Annotated in this window: 16 protein-coding genes; all 16 read left to right on the forward strand. The window is 70.7% G+C overall.

Translation table 11 applies throughout. From position 1 onward, the window contains the following. Positions 1–12: 12 nt before the first annotated feature. The 16 genes from lysA to atpE all read left to right on the forward strand — a co-directional run bounded on the left by lysA (position 13) and on the right by atpE (position 17,540). Positions 13–1,404: a diaminopimelate decarboxylase gene (lysA, locus tag RWE79_RS27135; RefSeq protein ID WP_475942683.1), complete on the forward strand. Its 1,392-nt coding sequence runs from the start codon at positions 13–15 to the stop codon at positions 1,402–1,404. A 114-nt stretch (positions 1,405–1,518) separates the two neighbouring features. Beyond that, positions 1,519–2,811 carry a homoserine dehydrogenase gene (locus RWE79_RS27140; RefSeq protein WP_475942684.1) on the forward strand — a complete coding sequence of 431 codons (1,293 nt, stop codon included), beginning with the start codon at positions 1,519–1,521 and terminating at the stop codon, positions 2,809–2,811. A 6-nt stretch (positions 2,812–2,817) separates the two neighbouring features. Then, a complete protein-coding gene (gene thrC, locus RWE79_RS27145; RefSeq protein ID WP_475942685.1) occupies positions 2,818–3,912 on the forward strand; it encodes a threonine synthase in 1,095 nt (364 codons plus the stop codon). Between the two features lie 361 nt (positions 3,913–4,273). Then, the gene (gene thrB, locus RWE79_RS27150; RefSeq protein ID WP_475942686.1) at positions 4,274–5,197 is read left to right on the forward strand and encodes a homoserine kinase; all 924 of its coding nucleotides are present in this window, start codon (positions 4,274–4,276) and stop codon (positions 5,195–5,197) included. Between the two features lie 371 nt (positions 5,198–5,568). Further along, a complete protein-coding gene (rho, locus tag RWE79_RS27155) occupies positions 5,569–7,683 on the forward strand; it encodes a transcription termination factor Rho (RefSeq protein ID WP_475942687.1) in 2,115 nt (704 codons plus the stop codon). 196 nt (positions 7,684–7,879) lie between these two features. Beyond that, a complete protein-coding gene (locus tag RWE79_RS27160; RefSeq protein WP_475942688.1) occupies positions 7,880–8,953 on the forward strand; it encodes an LCP family protein in 1,074 nt (357 codons plus the stop codon). Between the two features lie 149 nt (positions 8,954–9,102). After that, positions 9,103–9,324, forward strand: a complete 222-nt coding sequence (rpmE, locus tag RWE79_RS27165) for a 50S ribosomal protein L31 (RefSeq protein ID WP_475942689.1) — start codon at positions 9,103–9,105, stop codon at positions 9,322–9,324. A 120-nt stretch (positions 9,325–9,444) separates the two neighbouring features. Beyond that, complete coding sequence (prfA, locus tag RWE79_RS27170; protein WP_475942690.1) at positions 9,445–10,524, forward strand: peptide chain release factor 1; 1,080 nt, start codon at positions 9,445–9,447, stop codon at positions 10,522–10,524. 41 nt (positions 10,525–10,565) lie between these two features. After that, complete coding sequence (gene prmC, locus RWE79_RS27175; RefSeq protein WP_475942691.1) at positions 10,566–11,411, forward strand: peptide chain release factor N(5)-glutamine methyltransferase; 846 nt, start codon at positions 10,566–10,568, stop codon at positions 11,409–11,411. A gap of 28 nt (positions 11,412–11,439) precedes the next feature. Next, positions 11,440–12,087 carry an L-threonylcarbamoyladenylate synthase gene (locus tag RWE79_RS27180; RefSeq protein WP_475942692.1) on the forward strand — a complete coding sequence of 216 codons (648 nt, stop codon included), beginning with the start codon at positions 11,440–11,442 and terminating at the stop codon, positions 12,085–12,087. Further along, complete coding sequence (locus tag RWE79_RS27185; protein WP_475942693.1) at positions 12,084–12,719, forward strand: arsenate reductase/protein-tyrosine-phosphatase family protein; 636 nt, start codon at positions 12,084–12,086, stop codon at positions 12,717–12,719. Before RWE79_RS27180 ends, RWE79_RS27185 begins: the two co-directional genes overlap by 4 nt. Before the next feature lie 134 nt (positions 12,720–12,853). Beyond that, the gene (locus tag RWE79_RS27190; protein WP_475942694.1) at positions 12,854–14,161 is read left to right on the forward strand and encodes a serine hydroxymethyltransferase; all 1,308 of its coding nucleotides are present in this window, start codon (positions 12,854–12,856) and stop codon (positions 14,159–14,161) included. Between the two features lie 89 nt (positions 14,162–14,250). After that, positions 14,251–15,555: an MraY family glycosyltransferase gene (locus RWE79_RS27195; RefSeq protein ID WP_475942695.1), complete on the forward strand. Its 1,305-nt coding sequence runs from the start codon at positions 14,251–14,253 to the stop codon at positions 15,553–15,555. Between the two features lie 226 nt (positions 15,556–15,781). After that, entirely contained in the window at positions 15,782–16,195 is a 414-nt protein-coding gene (locus RWE79_RS27200) for a hypothetical protein (RefSeq protein ID WP_475942696.1), read from the forward strand. 219 nt (positions 16,196–16,414) lie between these two features. After that, a complete protein-coding gene (gene atpB / locus RWE79_RS27205) occupies positions 16,415–17,227 on the forward strand; it encodes a F0F1 ATP synthase subunit A (RefSeq protein ID WP_475942697.1) in 813 nt (270 codons plus the stop codon). A 76-nt stretch (positions 17,228–17,303) separates the two neighbouring features. Then, positions 17,304–17,540 carry an ATP synthase F0 subunit C gene (gene atpE, locus RWE79_RS27210; protein WP_475942698.1) on the forward strand — a complete coding sequence of 79 codons (237 nt, stop codon included), beginning with the start codon at positions 17,304–17,306 and terminating at the stop codon, positions 17,538–17,540. The last annotated feature ends 1 nt before the right edge of the window (position 17,541 follow it).

A 17,541-nucleotide genomic window follows, 5' to 3' on the forward strand; every position in this document is an offset into this window, starting at 1 on the left:
AGTGCCAAGAACATGAGCCGTTCCGCCCACCCCGCCGGGCCCCGCTACGCCGACGTCCTCCAAGAGGGCCACTACGCGGCGCCGCCCACCGACCTCAACAGCCTCGACCCCCGCGTCTGGGCCAGCACCGTCACCCGTAACGCCGGAGGCGCCGCCGAGGTCGGCGGCCTGGACGTACGTCTGCTCGCCGAGGAGTACGGCACCCCGGCCTACGTCCTGGACGAGGCCGACTTCCGGGCCCGCTGCCGCGCCTGGCGCGAGGCCTTCGGCGCGGACGCCGACGTCTTCTACGCGGGCAAGGCGTTCCTGTCCCGTGCCGTCGTGCGCTGGCTGCACGAGGAGGGTCTCAACCTCGACGTGTGCACCGGCGGCGAGCTCGCGGTGGCCCTGTCGGCGGGGATGCCGGCCGAGCGGATCGCGCTGCACGGCAACAACAAGAGCACCGAGGAGATCGAGCGGGCCGTCACCGCCGGGGTGGGGCGGATCGTGCTGGACTCCTTCCAGGAGATCGTGCGGGTCGCCGACATCGCGCGCCGGCACGGCACCCGCCAGCGGGTGCAGATCCGGGTCACCGTGGGCGTCGAGGCGCACACCCACGAGTTCATCGCGACCGCCCACGAGGACCAGAAGTTCGGCTTCTCCCTCAGCGGCGGGGACGCCGCCGAGGCGGTCCGCCGGGTGCTCACCCTGCCCTCCCTCGAACTGATCGGCATCCACTCCCACATCGGTTCGCAGATCTTCGACACCTCCGGTTTCGAGGTCGCCGCCCACCGTGTGGTCGGCCTGCTCAGGCAGGTCCGTGACGAACACGGCGTCGAACTGCCCGAGATCGACCTCGGCGGCGGCCTGGGTATCGCGTACACCCCCGACGACGACCCGCGCGAGCCGCACGAGATCGCCAAGGCGCTCGCCGAGATCGTCACCCGTGAGAGTGCCGCCGCCGGTCTCACCGCCCCCCGGCTGTCCGTGGAGCCGGGCCGCGCGATCGTCGGCCCGACCGCCTTCACGCTCTACGAGGTCGGCACGATCAAGCCGCTCGACGGCCTGCGCACCTACGTCAGTGTGGACGGCGGCATGTCCGACAACATCCGCACCGCGCTCTACGACGCCGAGTACAGCGTCGCCCTGGTCTCGCGGACCTCCGACGCCGAGCCGATGCTCAGCCGGGTGGTGGGCAAGCACTGCGAGTCGGGCGACATCGTCGTGCGGGACGCCTTCCTGCCGGCCGACCTGGCCGCCGGTGATCTGATCGCCGTCCCGGCCACCGGGGCCTACTGCCGTTCGATGGCCAGCAACTACAACCACGCGCTGCGACCGCCGGTGGTCGCCGTCTCCGAGGGCGAGGCGCGGGTGATCGTCCGGCGCGAGACGGAGGAAGATCTCCTGCGTCTCGACGTCGGCTGAAGTGAATTCTCAAAAATAACCGGGGTGGTCTCATTTGCCGGACAGGGCGTGGAAACTTCCGTCCGGTGAGTGAGACTGGTCCCATCCACAAGCTGTAAACCGAAACGAGGTCGGATGATGCGTACGCGTCCGCTGAAGGTGGCGCTGCTGGGCTGCGGTGTGGTGGGCTCAGAGGTGGCGCGCATCATGACGACGCACGCGCACGACCTCACGGCGCGCATCGGTGCCCCCGTCGAGCTCGCCGGTATCGCCGTACGGCGCCCCAACCGCGTCCGCGAGGGCGTACCGGCCGAGCTGCTCACCACGGACGCGACGGCCCTGGTCAAACGCGGGGACATCGACGTCGTGATCGAGGTCATCGGCGGTATCGAGCCGGCCCGAGGTCTGATCACCACCGCCTTCGAGCACGGCGCCTCCGTGGTCTCCGCCAACAAGGCGCTGCTGGCCGCCGAGGGCGCCGCGCTGCACGCCGCCGCCGTCGAGCACGGCGCGGACCTCTACTACGAGGCCGCCGTCGCCGGCGCGATCCCGCTGATCCGCCCGCTGCGCGAGTCGCTGGCCGGCGACAAGATCAACCGTGTGATGGGCATCGTCAACGGCACCACCAACTTCATCCTCGACCGGATGGACGGCAGCGGAGCGGGTTATTCCGAGGCGCTGGACGAGGCCACCGCCCTCGGTTACGCCGAGGCCGACCCGACCGCCGACGTCGAGGGCTTCGACGCCGCCGCCAAGGCCGCGATCCTGGCCGGTATCGCCTTCCACACCCGGGTGACCATCGACGACGTGCACCGCGAGGGCATCACCGAGGTCACCGCCGCCGACATCGCCTCCGCCAAGCAGATGGGCTGCACCGTCAAGCTGCTGGCGATCTGCGAGCGGGCCGCCGACGGGCAGTCCGTCACCGCCCGCGTGCATCCCGCGATGATCCCGCTGACGCACCCGCTGGCCAGCGTCCGCGAGGCGTACAACGCGGTCTTCGTCGAGGCCGACGCCGCCGGCAAGCTCATGTTCTACGGTCCCGGGGCGGGTGGCTCACCCACCGCCTCCGCTGTCCTCGGTGACCTGGTGGCGGCCTGCCGCAACAAGCTCGCGGCCACCACCGGACCCGGCGAGTCCGCCTACGCGCAGCTGCCGGTGAACCCGATGGGCGATGTGGTCACCCGCTACCACATCAGCCTCGACGTGGCGGACAAACCGGGTGTACTCGCCCAGGTCGCCACCGTGTTCGCGGAACATCATGTGTCCATCGACACCGTCCGCCAGCAGGGCAAGGACGGCGACGCGGCTCTCGTCGTCGTCACCCACCGCGCGCCCGACGCCGCGCTCGCGGCAACCGTCGAGGCTCTGCGCAAGCTCGACACCGTACGTGGCGTCGCAAGCATCATGCGCGTCGAAGGGGAGTAAACCGACATGAACGCAGTGACCGACCGCCCCCGGATGTCCGGCACTCACCAGTGGCGCGGCATCATCGAGGAGTACCGGGACCGCCTCCCGGTGACCGAGCGGACCCCCGTGGTCACGCTGCTGGAGGGTGGCACCCCGCTGGTCCCGGCCCAGCTGCTCAGCGAGCAGACCGGCTGCGACGTCTACCTCAAGGTCGAGGGCGCCAACCCCACCGGCTCCTTCAAGGACCGGGGCATGACCATGGCCATCACCCGGGCCAAGGAGGAGGGCGCGCAGGCCGTCATCTGCGCTTCCACCGGCAACACCTCCGCCTCGGCCGCCGCCTACGCGGTACGGGCCGGCATGGTCTGCGCCGTCCTGGTCCCGCAGGGCAAGATCGCGCTGGGCAAGATGGGCCAGGCGCTGGTGCACGGCGCCCGTATCCTCCAGGTCGACGGCAACTTCGACGACTGCCTGGACCTGGCGCGCGGCCTCAGCGACAAGTACCCGGTGGCGCTGGTCAATTCGGTCAATCCGGTCCGTATCGAGGGCCAGAAGACCGCCGCGTTCGAGATCGTGGACGCGCTCGGCGACGCCCCCGACATCCATGTTCTGCCGGTCGGCAACGCGGGCAACATCACCGCGTACTGGAAGGGTTACCGCGAATACGCCACGGACGGCGTGTCCACCCGAAACCCGCGCATGTGGGGCTTCCAGGCGGCCGGTTCGGCCCCGATCGTCAACGGCGCGCCGGTCCGCAGCCCGCAGACCATCGCCACCGCGATCCGGATCGGCAACCCCGCGTCGTGGCAGTTCGCCGAGGAGGCCCGCGACGAGTCGGGCGGCCTGATCGAAGCGGTGACCGACCGTCAGATCCTGTCCGCGTACCGACTGCTGGCGGCCCGTGAGGGCGTCTTCGTCGAGCCGGCCTCGGCCGCCAGTGTCGCCGGTCTGCTCAAGGCCGCGCAGGAGGGTCGTGTCGACCCCGGCCAGCGGATCGTCTGCACGGTGACCGGAAACGGCCTCAAGGACCCCGACTGGGCCGTGGCGGGCGCGCCGCAGCCCGTCACCGTCCCGGTGGACGCGGACGCCGCCGCGGAGAAGCTGGGCCTCACCGGCTGAGGCCCCTCGCGCATCCTCGCCGGACGGGCTCGCCGAAGCCCGTCCGGCGACCGGGCCGGGGGCGGGGCCGGGGGCGGGGCCGGGCCTTCCGGGACCGGCGGTGCGGGCCGGCCACGCCGGGGGCGCACACCACCGGAGGCGACACGCATCACGCGCTGTTCGTGCGCCCTATGTCGCAACAGAACCTTCCTTCGATAGGCTGGCCCCACCGGTGTAACGCTGACGCGCGTGCGCCGATCCGGCCCATGCCACCGGCATAGGCGCCCGAAGTCCTCCCCGCCGCAAGGCAACGATGCCAAGGCAGCAAATCCAAGGCATCCGAGGCAGAACCGCCCTGAAGTACAAGGAGAGTCATCGAACGATGGCCGGACCCGCCTTCCGTGCCGCCGCCGTCCGCGTGCGCGTCCCCGCGACCAGCGCCAACCTCGGACCCGGCTTCGACGCCTTCGGCCTGGCCCTGGGGCTCTACGACGACGTCGTGGTCCGGGTGGCCGATTCCGGGCTGCACGTCGACATCGCGGGTGAGGGCGCCGACACCCTCTCCCGGAACGAGAAGCACCTGGTCGTACGCTCCCTGCGCACCGCGTTCGACGTGCTCGGCGGCCAGCCGCGCGGCCTGGAGGTCGTCTGCGCCAACCGCATCCCGCACGGCCGCGGCCTGGGGTCCTCGTCGGCCGCCATCTGCGCGGGCATCATGGCCGCCCGCGCGGTGACCATAGGCGGCCAGGAACGCCTCAACGACGCCGCGCTGCTGGAGCTCGCCAACGAGATCGAGGGCCACCCGGACAACGTCGCCGCCTGTCTGCTCGGCGGCTTCACCCTGGCCTGGACCGAGGGCGGCACCGCCCACGCGGTGCGGATGGACCCCTCGGAGGCGGTCGTACCGGTGGTCTTCGTACCGTCCAGGGCCGTGCTGACCGAGACCGCCCGCGGCCTGCTGCCGCGCACCGTGCCGCACGTCGACGCCGCGGTGAACGCCGGCCGGGCCGCGCTGCTGGTGGAAGCCCTCACCCGGCGCCCCGAGCTGCTGCTTCCCGCCACCGAGGACCGGCTGCACCAGGAGTACCGCGCCCCGGCCATGCCCGACAGTGTGGCCCTGGTGCACCGCCTGCGCGCCGAGGGTGTCCCGGCGGTCATCTCGGGTGCGGGACCCACCGTGCTGGCGCTCACCGAGGACGGCGCCGCCGACAAGGTCTCCCAGCTCGCGGGTGACGGCTGGGCGGCCAATCGTCTGGCCCTGGACGGGGCCGGGGCGAGCGTTCTGCCGCTCGCAGCAGGGCAGTGAGACCGGCGGTGACACGATTGCCGGTCGTTGAGAGGGGGAATGTTTGTTGGATCCGGTAGTGTTAATCTCAAGCCTGCACTCGACGCCATTGCGGCGCGGTGCTCCGTGTCCCGTCTCGGGACCGCCTTTCTTCCGGGAGCCTCCCACACCGCATAGGCAGCCTGCCTGAGCAGTGCCGAGCACGCTCCGGAGCCGGCGCGAGCGACACACCATCTGAGTGATCTCTCAGCGCCACCACCACGTATGTCATTTTCTGCCGCCATCAGGCGGACCACCGCCCCGGATCAGGTCAGGGACAAGGACCGGATCCGGACAGCACAACCGGTCGCCGAGCCAGACAGGCCGACGTCCGCTCCAGGGAAGGACCCTTCGTGAGCGACACCACCGATCTGATGGGCGTACGCGTGGAAGGCAATGCCGCCGCGCCCGACTCTTCCGCGCCTGCCACCGGTGCTGCTGCCCCCAAGCGACGCCGCTCCGGCACCGGCCTTGAGGGCATGGTCCTGGCCGAGCTGCAGCAGCTCGCTTCCAGTCTCGGGATCAAGGGCACCGCGCGGCTCCGCAAGGGGCAGCTGATCGAGACCATCAAGGCCGCGCAGTCCGGCGGGTCCGCGCCCGCCGCCAAGGCCGCCTCGGCCGCCGCGACCGCCTCCCAGGGGGGAGCCGCCGCAGAGAAGCCCAAGCGCCGCGCCACGTCGCGGGCCCGCACCGGTGAGGGTGCGGCCGCCGAGAAGGCGACCGAGCAGCCGAAGCAGATCGAGATCCCGGGCCAGCCCGCCGGCGAGCAGCCCAAGGCCGCCGCCGACAAGGCCTCCGCCCAGGCGCCCGCCGCCGACAAGCCCGCCGCCGACAAGGCCTCCGAGACGGCCCCCGCCGCCGTGGCCGCCGTCGACACCGCCGAGGGCAAGCAGGCCCAGGGCGGCGAGGCAAGGTCCGGTGACGACCGCGAGGGCCGCCGGGACCGCCAGCGCGGCGGCGACCGTCCCGAGCGCGAGGGCCGCCGGGACCGTCAGCGCGACCGCCGCAACAAGAGCGACGACGGCGCGGGCGCCGGCCAGCAGCAGCGCGGCGACCGCCAGCAGGACCGCCAGCAGGACCGTCAGCAGGACCGCCAGGACCGTCAGCAGGGCCAGCAGGACCGCCCGCAGACCCAGGGTCAGGGCCAGGGCGGCCAGGGTCAGGGCCAGAGCCAGCAGGGCGGCCAGGGCGGCCCCCAGGGCGGCCCGGACGACTACGACGACGGTGACGGCAGCGGCCGCCGCCGCCGCGGGCGCTACCGCGACCGCCGGGGCCGGGGCAGCAACCGCCGCGAGGAGCAGTTCGGCAACGAGCCGCAGGTCAACGAGGACGACGTCCTGATCCCCGTCGCGGGCATCCTCGACATCCTCGACAACTACGCGTTCATCCGGACCTCGGGCTACCTGCCCGGTCCCAACGACGTGTACGTCTCCCTCGCCCAGGTCCGCAAGAACGGCCTGCGCAAGGGCGACCACGTCACCGGCGCGGTCCGTCAGCCCAAGGACGGCGAGCGCCGCGAGAAGTTCAACGCGCTGGTCCGCCTGGACTCGGCCAACGGCATGGCGGCCGACTCCGGTCGCAGCCGTCCGGAGTTCGGCAAGCTCACCCCGCTGTACCCGCAGGAGCGGCTGCGGCTGGAGAACGAGCCGAACCAGCTCATCCCCCGGGTCATCGACCTCGTCGCCCCGATCGGCAAGGGCCAGCGCGGTCTGATCGTGGCTCCGCCGCGTACCGGCAAGACGATCATCATGCAGTCGATCGCCAACGCCATCACGCACAACAACCCCGAGTGCCACCTGATGGTCGTCCTGGTCGACGAGCGTCCGGAAGAGGTCACCGACATGCAGCGGTCGGTGAAGGGCGAGGTCATCTCCTCGACCTTCGACCGTCCCGCCGAGGACCACACCACCGTCGCCGAGCTCGCCATCGAGCGCGCCAAGCGGCTGGTCGAACTCGGTCATGACGTGGTCGTCCTGCTGGACTCCATCACCCGTCTGGGCCGTGCGTACAACCTCGCCGCGCCCGCCTCCGGCCGCATCCTGTCCGGTGGTGTCGACTCGACCGCGCTCTACCCGCCGAAGCGCTTCTTCGGTGCCGCGCGCAACATCGAGGACGGCGGCTCGCTGACCATCCTGGCCACCGCGCTGGTCGAGACCGGCTCGCGCATGGACGAGGTGATCTTCGAGGAGTTCAAGGGCACCGGCAACATGGAGCTCCGCCTCGACCGCAAGCTCTCCGACAAGCGGATCTTCCCGGCCGTGGACGTCGACGCGTCCGCGACCCGCAAGGAGGAGATCCTGCTCAACAGCGAGGAGCTCGCCATCGTCTGGAAGCTGCGCCGGGTGCTGCACGCACTCGACTCGCAGCAGGCGATCGAACTGCTTCTCGACAAGATGAAGCAGACCAAGTCGAACGCCGAGTTCCTGATGCAGATCGCCAAGACGACCCCCGGTCAGAACAACGACTGACGGTGCCGTAGGCAGGCGCGGGCAGGCGTACGCCTGCCGCACGACAGAGGGCCATTCCGCCGACGGCGGGGTGGTCCTTTGTTGCATATCCGGACAGACCGGGAACCGATGGTGTCCGCCGAACGTCTGATAATTCGTACAACAGGTGCTGATCGCCACAACTGGGGGTACCCGAACAGTCGGAGGACAGGAGCCCATGACGCAGCCCGCACCGCACGCCACCCGCCGCAAGGCGCTGCGTGTGGCCGCCTGGGCGGCCGCACTCTCCCTCCTGCTGGCCGTCGCCGGAGCCGGCTACCTCTACTTCAGGCTCAACGCGAACATCAAGGGCGTCGACATCAACGGCGCCCTCGGCGGCGACCGCCCGACGAACTTCGACAACGGCTCGATGGACATCCTGGTCCTGGGCTCCGACTCCCGGTCCGGCAGCAACAGGAAGGCCGGCGGCGGCACGGACGACGGCACCGCCCGCTCGGACACGGCGATGATCGTCCACATCCGCAAGGGCCACCGCAAGGCCACCGTGGTCAGCATCCCCCGCGACACCCTCGTCGACCGGCCCTCCTGCGCCGGGCCCCACGGCACCCCGTCCGCCGCCGCGACCGGCGTGATGTTCAACTCCGCGTACGCCGTCGGCGGCCCCGCCTGCGCCGTCAAGACCGTCGAGTCGATGACCGGCATCCGGATGGACCACTACGTCGAGGTCGACTTCACCGGCTTCCAGCACCTCATCGACGCCCTGGGCGGCGTCCGGGTCACCACCTCGCGGGCCATCGAGGACAACGACAGCCATCTGCACCTCACGGCCGGCACCCACACCCTCGACGGCCGACAGGCCCTCGGCCTGGTCCGCACCCGGCACGGCGTCGGCGACGGCAGCGACCTCGGCCGGATAGTGCTCCAGCAGGCCTTCGTCAAGGCGCTCATGGCCCGCGCCGACCGGCTGAACCTGTTCACCAGCCCCACCCGGCTCTACACGGTCGCCGACACCGCCACCGGCGCGATCACCACCGACTCCGAGCTGGCCTCGGTCGCCGACCTCGTCGGTCTCGCGCAGAGCATGAAGCACATCGGTTCCCGGGACGTCTCCCTGATCACGATGCCGGTCCGCTACGACCCCGCCGACCCCAACCGGGTCCTGCCGCTCACCGCGCAGGCCGACCGGGTCTGGGCCGCCCTCCAGGACGACAGGACCGTCCCCCGCGGCGCCACCGAGGGCTCCGCCGGTGACAAGGCGGACACCCGGGGTGTCGTGAAGAGCTCCTCGTAGACCCCCGGACGGAGCCCCGGAATAACCACTGCGGGAACCTCGTTTTGGGAGATACGGCCAGTCCTGGCAGACTGGTACGTCGGCCCCGGTTCACGTGACGCAAATCCGCAGCACGACCCGGGACCCTCCCGAGAAACCAGGAGATTCCCTTGAAGCGCGACGTTCACCCGGAATACGTGGAGACCCAGGTCACCTGCACCTGCGGCGCCTCGTTCACCACCCGCAGCACCGAGAAGAGCGGCGTGATCCGCGCCGACGTCTGCTCGGCCTGCCACCCGTTCTACACGGGCAAGCAGAAGATCCTCGACACCGGTGGCCGGGTGGCCCGCTTCGAGGCCCGCTTCGGCAAGAAGACCGCCGCCCAGAAGTAGCGACCCGCAAGCGCCGGTCCTCGGCTGCCCGGATTCATGCCGGTCGGCCGGACCGGCGCTTTGTCGTCCCGGTCCGGTCCGGTCACACCACATTTCAGCAGCAGTAAGCAGGGGATCCAGATGTTCGAGGCGGTCGAGGAACTCATCGGCGAGCATGCCGACCTCGAAATCAGGCTTGCCGACCCGTCGGTCCACGCCGACCAGGCCAACGCGCGCAAGCTCAACAAGCGCTATGCCGAGCTGACCCCCATCGTCGGCACCTACCGGGCCTGGAAGTCGACCGGCGAGGACATCGACACCGCCCGGGAGTTCATCGCCGACGAGCCCGACTTCGCCGCCGAGGTCAAGGAACTGGAGAAGCAGCGCGAGGAGCTGACCGAAAGGCTCCGCCTGCTGCTCGTTCCCCGCGACCCCAGCGACGACAAGGACGTGATCCTGGAGGTCAAGGCGGGCGAGGGCGGCGAGGAGTCCGCGCTGTTCGCCGGCGACCTGCTGCGGATGTACCTGCGCTACGCCGAGCGCGTCGGCTGGAAGACCGAGATCCTCGAAGCCAACGAGTCCGACCTCGGCGGCTACAAGGACGTCCAGGTCGCGGTGAAGACCAAGGGCGGCAACGGCGCCACCGAGCCCGGCCAGGGCGTCTGGGCGCGGCTGAAGTACGAGGGCGGGGTGCACCGCGTGCAGCGGGTGCCTGCCACCGAGTCGCAGGGCCGCATCCACACCTCCGCCGCCGGTGTCCTGGTCACGCCCGAGGCCGAGGAGGTCGAGGTCGAGATCGGCCCCAACGACCTGCGGATCGACGTCTACCGCTCCTCCGGCCCCGGCGGCCAGTCGGTCAACACCACCGACTCCGCCGTGCGCATCACCCACCTGCCGAGCGGCATCGTCGTCTCCTGCCAGAACGAGAAGAGCCAGCTCCAGAACAAGGAGTCGGCGATGCGCATCCTGCGCTCGCGGCTGCTGGCCGCCGCCCAGGAGGAGGCCGAACGCGAGGCCTCCGACGCCCGGCGCAGCCAGGTGCGGACCGTGGACCGCTCCGAGCGCATCCGGACGTACAACTACGCCGAGAACCGCATCTCGGACCACCGCGTCGGATTCAAGGCGTACAACTTGGACCAGGTCCTCGACGGGGACCTCGACGCCGTCATCCAGGCGTGCGTCGACGCCGACTCGGCCGCGAAGCTGGCCGCCGCCCAGTAACCGGTCCGGGCCACCGGAACAGGCCACAGGAGAGGACAGACGTGAACCTGCTGCTCGCCGAGGTCGCGCAGGCGACCCAGCGGCTGGCCGACGCCGGCGTGCCGTCCCCGCGTTTCGACGCGGAGGAACTGGCCGCGTACGTGCACGGGGTCAAGCGCGGTGAGCTGCACACCGTCCCCGACCCCGAGTTCGACGCCCGCTACTGGGAGGCCGTGGCCCGCCGGGAGGCCCGCGAACCCCTCCAGCACATCACCGGCCGCGCCTTCTTCCGCTATCTGGAGCTCCAGGTCGGGCCGGGGGTCTTCGTACCGCGCCCCGAGACCGAGAGCGTGGTGGGCTGGGCGATAGACGCGGTCCGTGCCATGGACGTCGCCGAGCCGCGGATCGTCGACCTGTGCACGGGCTCGGGCGCCATCGCGCTGGCCCTGGCCCAGGAGGTGCCGCGCAGCCGCGTGCACGCCGTCGAGCTGTCCGAGGAGGCCCTGGTGTGGGCCCGTAAGAACACCGAGGGCAGCAAGGTCGACCTGCGCCAGGGGAACGCGCTGACCAGCTTCCCCGACCTCAACGGCCAGGTCGACCTGGTGGTCTCCAACCCTCCGTACATCCCGCTCACCGAGTGGGAGCATGTCGCCCCCGAGGCCCGGGACCACGACCCCGAGCTGGCGCTGTTCTCCGGCGAGGACGGCCTCGACACCATCCGCGGCATCGAGCGCACCGCCCACCGCCTCCTCCGCCCCGGCGGTGTCGTCGTCATCGAGCACGCCGACACCCAGGGCGGCCAGGTCCCCTGGATCTTCAAGGAGGACGCGGGCTGGGCCGACGCCGCGGACCACCCCGACCTGAACAACCGTCCCAGGTTCACCACGGCCCGCAAGGCCACGCCGTGAGTACGGCGCATCACCAGGAGGTCAGCTAATGGCACGGCGTTACGACTGCTCGGATGCGACGGACCGCGCGGCGGGCCTGCGTGAGGCCGCCTCCGCCGTACGCCGCGGCGAACTCGTCGTGCTGCCCACCGACACCCTCTACGGGATCGGGGCCGACGCGTTCAACAGCGAGGCCGTCGGCGACCTGCTGGAGGCCAAGGGGCGCGGCCGCAACATGCCCTCGCCGGTGCTCGTGGGCTCCCCGAACACCCTGCACGGCCTGGTCACCGACTTCTCCGAGCAGGCATGGGAGCTGGTCGACGCCTTCTGGCCGGGCGCGCTCACCCTGGTCGCCAGGCACCAGCCGTCGCTGCAGTGGGACCTGGGCGACACCCGGGGCACCGTCGCCGTCCGGATGCCGCTGCACCCCGTCGCCATCGAGCTGCTGACCGAGACCGGCCCGATGGCCGTCTCCAGCGCCAATCTGACCGGCCACGCGTCCCCGCAGGACTGCGACGCCGCGCAGGAGATGCTCGGCGACTCGGTGGCCATCTACCTCGACGGCGGTCCCACGCCCGCCGCCGTGCCGTCGTCGATCGTCGACGTCACCGGCAAGGTGCCGGTGCTGCTGCGGGCCGGCGCGCTCAGCGCCGACCAGCTCCGGGAGGTCGTGCCAGACCTGGAGGTCAGCAGTTGATACCCGGCCTGCCGGGTGGTCCGCGGGAGCGTGAGGACGTCTTCCGCATCCTCCACGTCTGCACCGGCAACGTCTGCCGCTCGCCCATGGCCGAGCGGCTGACCCGCCATGAGCTCACCCGGCGGCTCGGCGACGGCGCCGCCGGGATACTCGTCGAGAGCGCGGGCACCTGGGGCCACGAGGGCTCCCCGATGGAGGCGCACGCCGCGACCGTCCTCGCCGAGTACGCCGCCGACGCCTCCGGCTTCACCGGCCGCGAACTCCTCGACGAGCACGTCATCGACGCCGACCTGGTCCTCACCGCCACCCGCGACCACCGGGCCCAGGTCATCTCCATGGGGCACGCGGCGGGCCTGCGCACCTTCACCCTCAAGGAGTTCACCCGCCTGGTCCGGGCCATCGACCCGGCCACCCTGCCCGACGACGGGGGCGTGACCGCGCGCGCCCGCTCGCTGGTCCGCGCCGCCGCCGCGCTGCGGGGCTGGCTGCTGGCCCCCAGCCCCGACGCCGACGAGGTCTACGACCCGTACGGCGCCCCGCTGACGTTCTTCCGGTCGATCGGCGAGGAGATACACACCGCCCTCGACCCGGTGGTCACCGCCCTCACCGGCGTCCCCGCCCCGACGGCGTAACGGTTCTTCCTCCGCCCCCACCGCACCGGGCGGTCCGCCCGGATCGGTGCCACAGTGGTGGGGGAGATCCGCCCGGCGACCCCGCGGCGGACGCCCGCAGTGACACACCCCAGTGACACCCGGAGCGCCGAGTCATGCTGCCGACCGCGGAACACACCACAGGGCACACCACCAGGCACACCACAGCGCACACCACGGGGCAGACGCCCTGGTCCGACTTCGCGGCGCTGCGCGCGCAGGATCCGGAGCTCGCCGACGTCCTGCTCGGCGAGGTGCAGCGGCAGAGCAACTGCCTCCAGCTGATCGCCGGCGAGAACTTCACCTCCCCGGCGGTGCTCGCGGCGCTGGGCTCGCCGCTGGCCAACAAGTACGCCGAGGGGTATCCGGGCGCCCGCCACCACGCCGGCTGCGAGCTGGTCGACCTCGCCGAGCGCCTGGCCGTGGAACGGGCCGTACGCCTCTTCGCCACCGCCCATGCGAACGTGCAGCCCTACTCCGGCTCCTCGGCCGTCCTGGCGGCCTACGCGGCCCTTCTGGTGCCCGGTGACACCATCCTGGCGATGGCCCTGGCGTCCGGCGGGCACCTCACGCACGGCTCGGAGTCCAACTTCTCCGGCCGCTGGTTCCACATCGTCGGCTACGGCGTGGAGCGCGGCACCGACCTCATCGACCACGACGAGGTCCGCGCCCTCGCCCACCAGCACCTTCCCAAGGCGATCGTCTGCGGCTCCATCGCCTACCCCCGGCACATCGACTACGCCGTCTTCCGCGAGATCGCCGACGAGGTGGGCGCGTACCTCATCGTCGACGCCGCGCACACCCTCGGCCTGGTGGCCGGCGGCGCGGCCCCCAGCCCGGTGCCGTACGCGGACGTGGTGTGCGCCACCACCCACAAGACGCTGCGCGGCCCGCGCGGGGGCATCATCCTGTGCGGCGCGGACCTGGCGCAGCGCGTCGACCGCGCGGTCTTCCCCTTCTCGCAGGGCGGCCCGCACATGCACTCCGTCGCGGCCAAGGCGGCCGCCCTCGCGGAGGCGGCGACCCCGGCCTTCGCCGGATACGCCCACCAGGTGGTCGCCAACGCCCGCGCCCTGGCGGACGCGCTGGCCGGACAGGGGCTGGAGATCTCCACCGGCGGCACCGACACCCATCTGATCACCGCCGACGTCTCCCCGCTGGGCGCCACCGGCGCCCAGGCCCGGGGCCGCTGTGCGGCGGCCGGCATCGTCCTGGACAAGTACGCCCTCCCGTACGACACCGAGCCCTGTTCGGTCGGCTCCGGCATCCGCCTGGGCACCGCGGCGGTCACCACCCAGGGCATGGGCACCGCCGAGATGTCGCAGGTCGCGGAGCTGATCGCGCGTGCCGTACGCGAGGAGCGCGGCATTCCGGGGCGGGTCGCGGACCTGGTCGGCGGCTTCCCGCCGTACCCCGGACGGTGACGGCCGTGTGACATGTGCAACCCTGGGCACCCGCTGTGAGTCACTTCATGTGTTCACTGTCGCCACCCGGACGCGAATAGGGTGTGCCCGTGCGCGAGTACCTCCTGACCCTTTGCGTGGCAGCCGCCGTCACCTATCTCCTCACGGGACCGGTGCGGAAGTTCGCCATCGCCGCCGGTGCCATGCCGGAAATCCGTGACCGTGACGTCCACCGGGAACCCACCCCCCGGCTGGGCGGTATCGCCATGTTCGGCGGCCTGTGCGCGGGCCTGCTGGTCGCCGCCCATCTGGAGAACCTGCGGAGCGTCTTCGAGCTGTCCAACGAGCCGCGGGCGCTGCTGTCCGGCGCCGGCCTGATCTGGCTGCTCGGTGTGCTCGACGACAAGTGGGGTGTCGACGCCCTCATCAAGCTCGGCGCGCAGATGGTCGCCGCCGGCGTGATGGTCCTCCAGGGCCTGACGATCCTGTGGCTGCCGGTCCCCGGTGTCGGCACCGTCTCCCTGACCCAGATGCAGGGCACCCTGCTCACCGTCGCGCTGGTGGTCATCACCATCAACGCCGTCAACTTCGTCGACGGGCTGGACGGCCTGGCCTCCGGCATGGTGTGCATCGCCTCGCTGGCGTTCTTCATGTACGCGTACCGCATGTGGTACGGCTACGGCGTCGACCAGGCGGCCCCCGCCACGCTCTTCAGCGCCGTCCTGATCGGTATGTGCCTGGGCTTCCTCCCGCACAACCTGCACCCCGCCCGGATCTTCATGGGCGACTCCGGCTCGATGCTGATCGGCCTGGTCCTGGCCTCCGCGGCGATCTCCATCACCGGCCAGGTCGACCCCGACGCCATCACCGACATGACGGGTTCGGCGCGGGCCACCACGCACTTCATGGTGCCGGTCTACATGCCGCTGCTGCTGCCGCTGAGCATCATCGCGATCCCGGCCGCCGACCTGGTGCTGGCGATCGTCCGCCGTACCTGGAACGGCAAGTCGCCCTTCTCCGCCGACCGGGGCCATCTGCACCACCGGCTGCTCGACATCGGCCACTCGCACAGCCGGGCCGTGCTGATCATGTACTTCTGGTCGGCCCTGATCGCGTTCAGCGCGGTCGCCTTCTCGGTCAACTCCTCCAGCCTGTGGATCGTCCTGACCCTGATGGGTCTCAGCGCCGCCGGCCTGGTCGCGCTGCTCTTCCCCCGCTTCCGCCCGCACGCCCCCCGCTGGGCCGAGTCCTTCGTGCCGCCCCGCTACCGGCGTTCCCGCCGCGAGGCCCGGGCCGCGGCGGCCGCGCTGGTCGCCTCCGGCCAGGTCCCCGGCGTCCACGGCGCCACCGCGGTGGGCGACCGGGCGCTGCTGGCCGGCCGGGCCGAGCGCGAACCGGCGGAGAGCCGCCGTTAGCCCGCTCAGGTGAGCGCGTTACTCCTCCTGTGTGACCGCACCCACACGAACTGAGTAAAGACCTCATCAAATAGTTTGTGATACCGTTCACGAGAACCCGGAAACAAGCCGAAAGACCCTGGTGCGACGGTCTTCCGGCGTGAGGCGTGTCCTCCGCCCCGGGCTACGCTCGTCCTCACAGACGACTGAACGTTCTCCCCAACACCTCGCCGGAGGAGCTGCCGCCATGCAGTCCAACGACGTCCGAACCATCCTGAACTGCGCGATTCCCACCGCCGCCGCGGGTGTGGTCGCGACCGCGATCAGTGCCGCGGTCGCGGGCGGCAAGGGTGCGATCGGCGCCGCCTTCGGTGCGGTGCTCGTGATCGCCTTCATGACCACGGGCTTCGTCGTGCTCCAGCGCACCGCGCGCTCCCTGCCGCATCTGTTCCAGGCCATGGGCCTGATGCTCTACACGACGCAGATGCTGGTTCTCGCGGTGGTCCTGCTGGTCTTCCGGGACACCACACTGTTCAACACCAAGGCCTTCGCCTTCACCCTGCTCGCCGCCACCATCGTGTGGATCGCGGCACAGGCGCGGGTCCATCTCAAGGCCAAGATCCTGTACGTGGAGCCGGAATCGTCCGGGTCCAGGTCATGAACACAGGGGCCGGTGTGAGCGGGCCTGCGCTCGTTTGCTATCGTCCGGTCTCAACTGCGGCAGAGCTGGCGCGGGCGGTAGTCATGCCTGCGCGGGCCTCAGGCTCAGCGCCCAGCCGCCGCCCCCATATCTGCAAGACCAGTCCAGTGCCGTTCCGTGGCTGTGTGCCGCGCCGACACATCGAGGTTGCCGTACCTATGTGCCACGCTGAAGGAGCTCATGGTGAGTGATGTAACGACGCTCGCCTCCGAGACTGATTGCCACTTGCTCACCGGATGCGGCTTCCCGGCTCCTGGCCTGCACTCGTTCGTGTTCGAGCCGCTGTTCACCGTCGGTGGCTTCGAGTTCAACAAGCCGATGCTGCTGGCCTTCGTGGGTACCTTCGCGATCGTCGCCTTCTTCTGGGCCGCCTTCGCCAAGCCCAAGCTGGTCCCGGGCAAGGTGCAGATGATCGGTGAGGCGGGCTACGACTTCGTCCGCCGCGGCATCGTCTACGAGACGATCGGCAAGGCCAAGGGGGAGAAGTACGTCCCGCTCATGGTCTCGCTCTTCTTCTTCGTCTGGATCATGAACGTGTGGTCCGTGATCCCGCTCGCCCAGTTCCCGGTGACGTCGCTGATCGCCTACCCGCTGGCCCTGGCGCTCATCGTCTACGTGCTGTGGGTCAGCCTGACCTTCAAGAAGCACGGCTTCGTGGGCGGCTGGAAGAACATCACCGGCTACGACAGGTCGCTCGGCCCGATCCTGCCGCTGATCGTCGTGCTGGAGTTCTTCTCGAACCTGCTCATCCGGCCCTTCACCCACGCGGTCCGGCTCTTCGCGAACATGTTCGCGGGCCACATGCTGCTGCTGATGTTCACGCTCGCCAGCTGGTACCTGCTGAACGGCTACGGCATCGCCTTCGCCGGCGCGTCCTTCGTGATGACCATCGTGATGACCGCCTTCGAGCTCTTCATCCAGGCCGTCCAGGCGTACGTCTTCGTCCTCCTGGCCTGCTCCTACGTCCAGGGCGCACTCGCCGAGCACCACTGAGCAGCACGCCCGCCCCAGCCCCCAGTCGTCCGGTGGCCCACCCCCACCGGTCCGTGAAAGAGAAGGAAGAATCAGCATGGCTGCCACTGAGACCCTCGCCGCCGTCACCGGCAACCTCGGCTCGATCGGTTACGGCCTCGCCGCCATCGGCCCCGGCGTCGGCGTCGGCATCATCTTCGGTAACGGCACCCAGGCGCTGGCCCGTCAGCCCGAGGCTGCCGGCCTGATCCGCGCCAACCAGATCATGGGTTTCGCCTTCTGTGAGGCGCTCGCCCTCATCGGCATCGTCATGGGCTTCGTCTTCAAGGCGTAAG

The organism is Streptomyces sp. RLA131 (assembly GCF_056270125.1).

Excerpts from the sequence above, each read along its gene's own strand:
- RWE79_RS27190 (WP_475942694.1), top strand. The coding sequence starts at position 12,854 with ATGCTGCCGACCGCGGAACACACCACAGGGCACACCACCAGGCACACC.
- lysA (WP_475942683.1), top strand. The coding sequence starts at position 13 with ATGAGCCGTTCCGCCCACCCCGCCGGGCCCCGCTACGCCGACGTCCTC.
- atpB (WP_475942697.1), top strand. The coding sequence starts at position 16,415 with ATGGTGAGTGATGTAACGACGCTCGCCTCCGAGACTGATTGCCACTTG.
- RWE79_RS27140 (WP_475942684.1), top strand. The coding sequence starts at position 1,519 with ATGATGCGTACGCGTCCGCTGAAGGTGGCGCTGCTGGGCTGCGGTGTG.
- atpE (WP_475942698.1), top strand. The coding sequence starts at position 17,304 with ATGGCTGCCACTGAGACCCTCGCCGCCGTCACCGGCAACCTCGGCTCG.
- thrB (WP_475942686.1), top strand. The coding sequence starts at position 4,274 with ATGGCCGGACCCGCCTTCCGTGCCGCCGCCGTCCGCGTGCGCGTCCCC.
- thrC (WP_475942685.1), top strand. The coding sequence starts at position 2,818 with ATGAACGCAGTGACCGACCGCCCCCGGATGTCCGGCACTCACCAGTGG.
- RWE79_RS27160 (WP_475942688.1), top strand. The coding sequence starts at position 7,880 with ATGACGCAGCCCGCACCGCACGCCACCCGCCGCAAGGCGCTGCGTGTG.
- RWE79_RS27200 (WP_475942696.1), top strand. The coding sequence starts at position 15,782 with ATGCAGTCCAACGACGTCCGAACCATCCTGAACTGCGCGATTCCCACC.
- prfA (WP_475942690.1), top strand. The coding sequence starts at position 9,445 with ATGTTCGAGGCGGTCGAGGAACTCATCGGCGAGCATGCCGACCTCGAA.
- RWE79_RS27180 (WP_475942692.1), top strand. The coding sequence starts at position 11,440 with ATGGCACGGCGTTACGACTGCTCGGATGCGACGGACCGCGCGGCGGGC.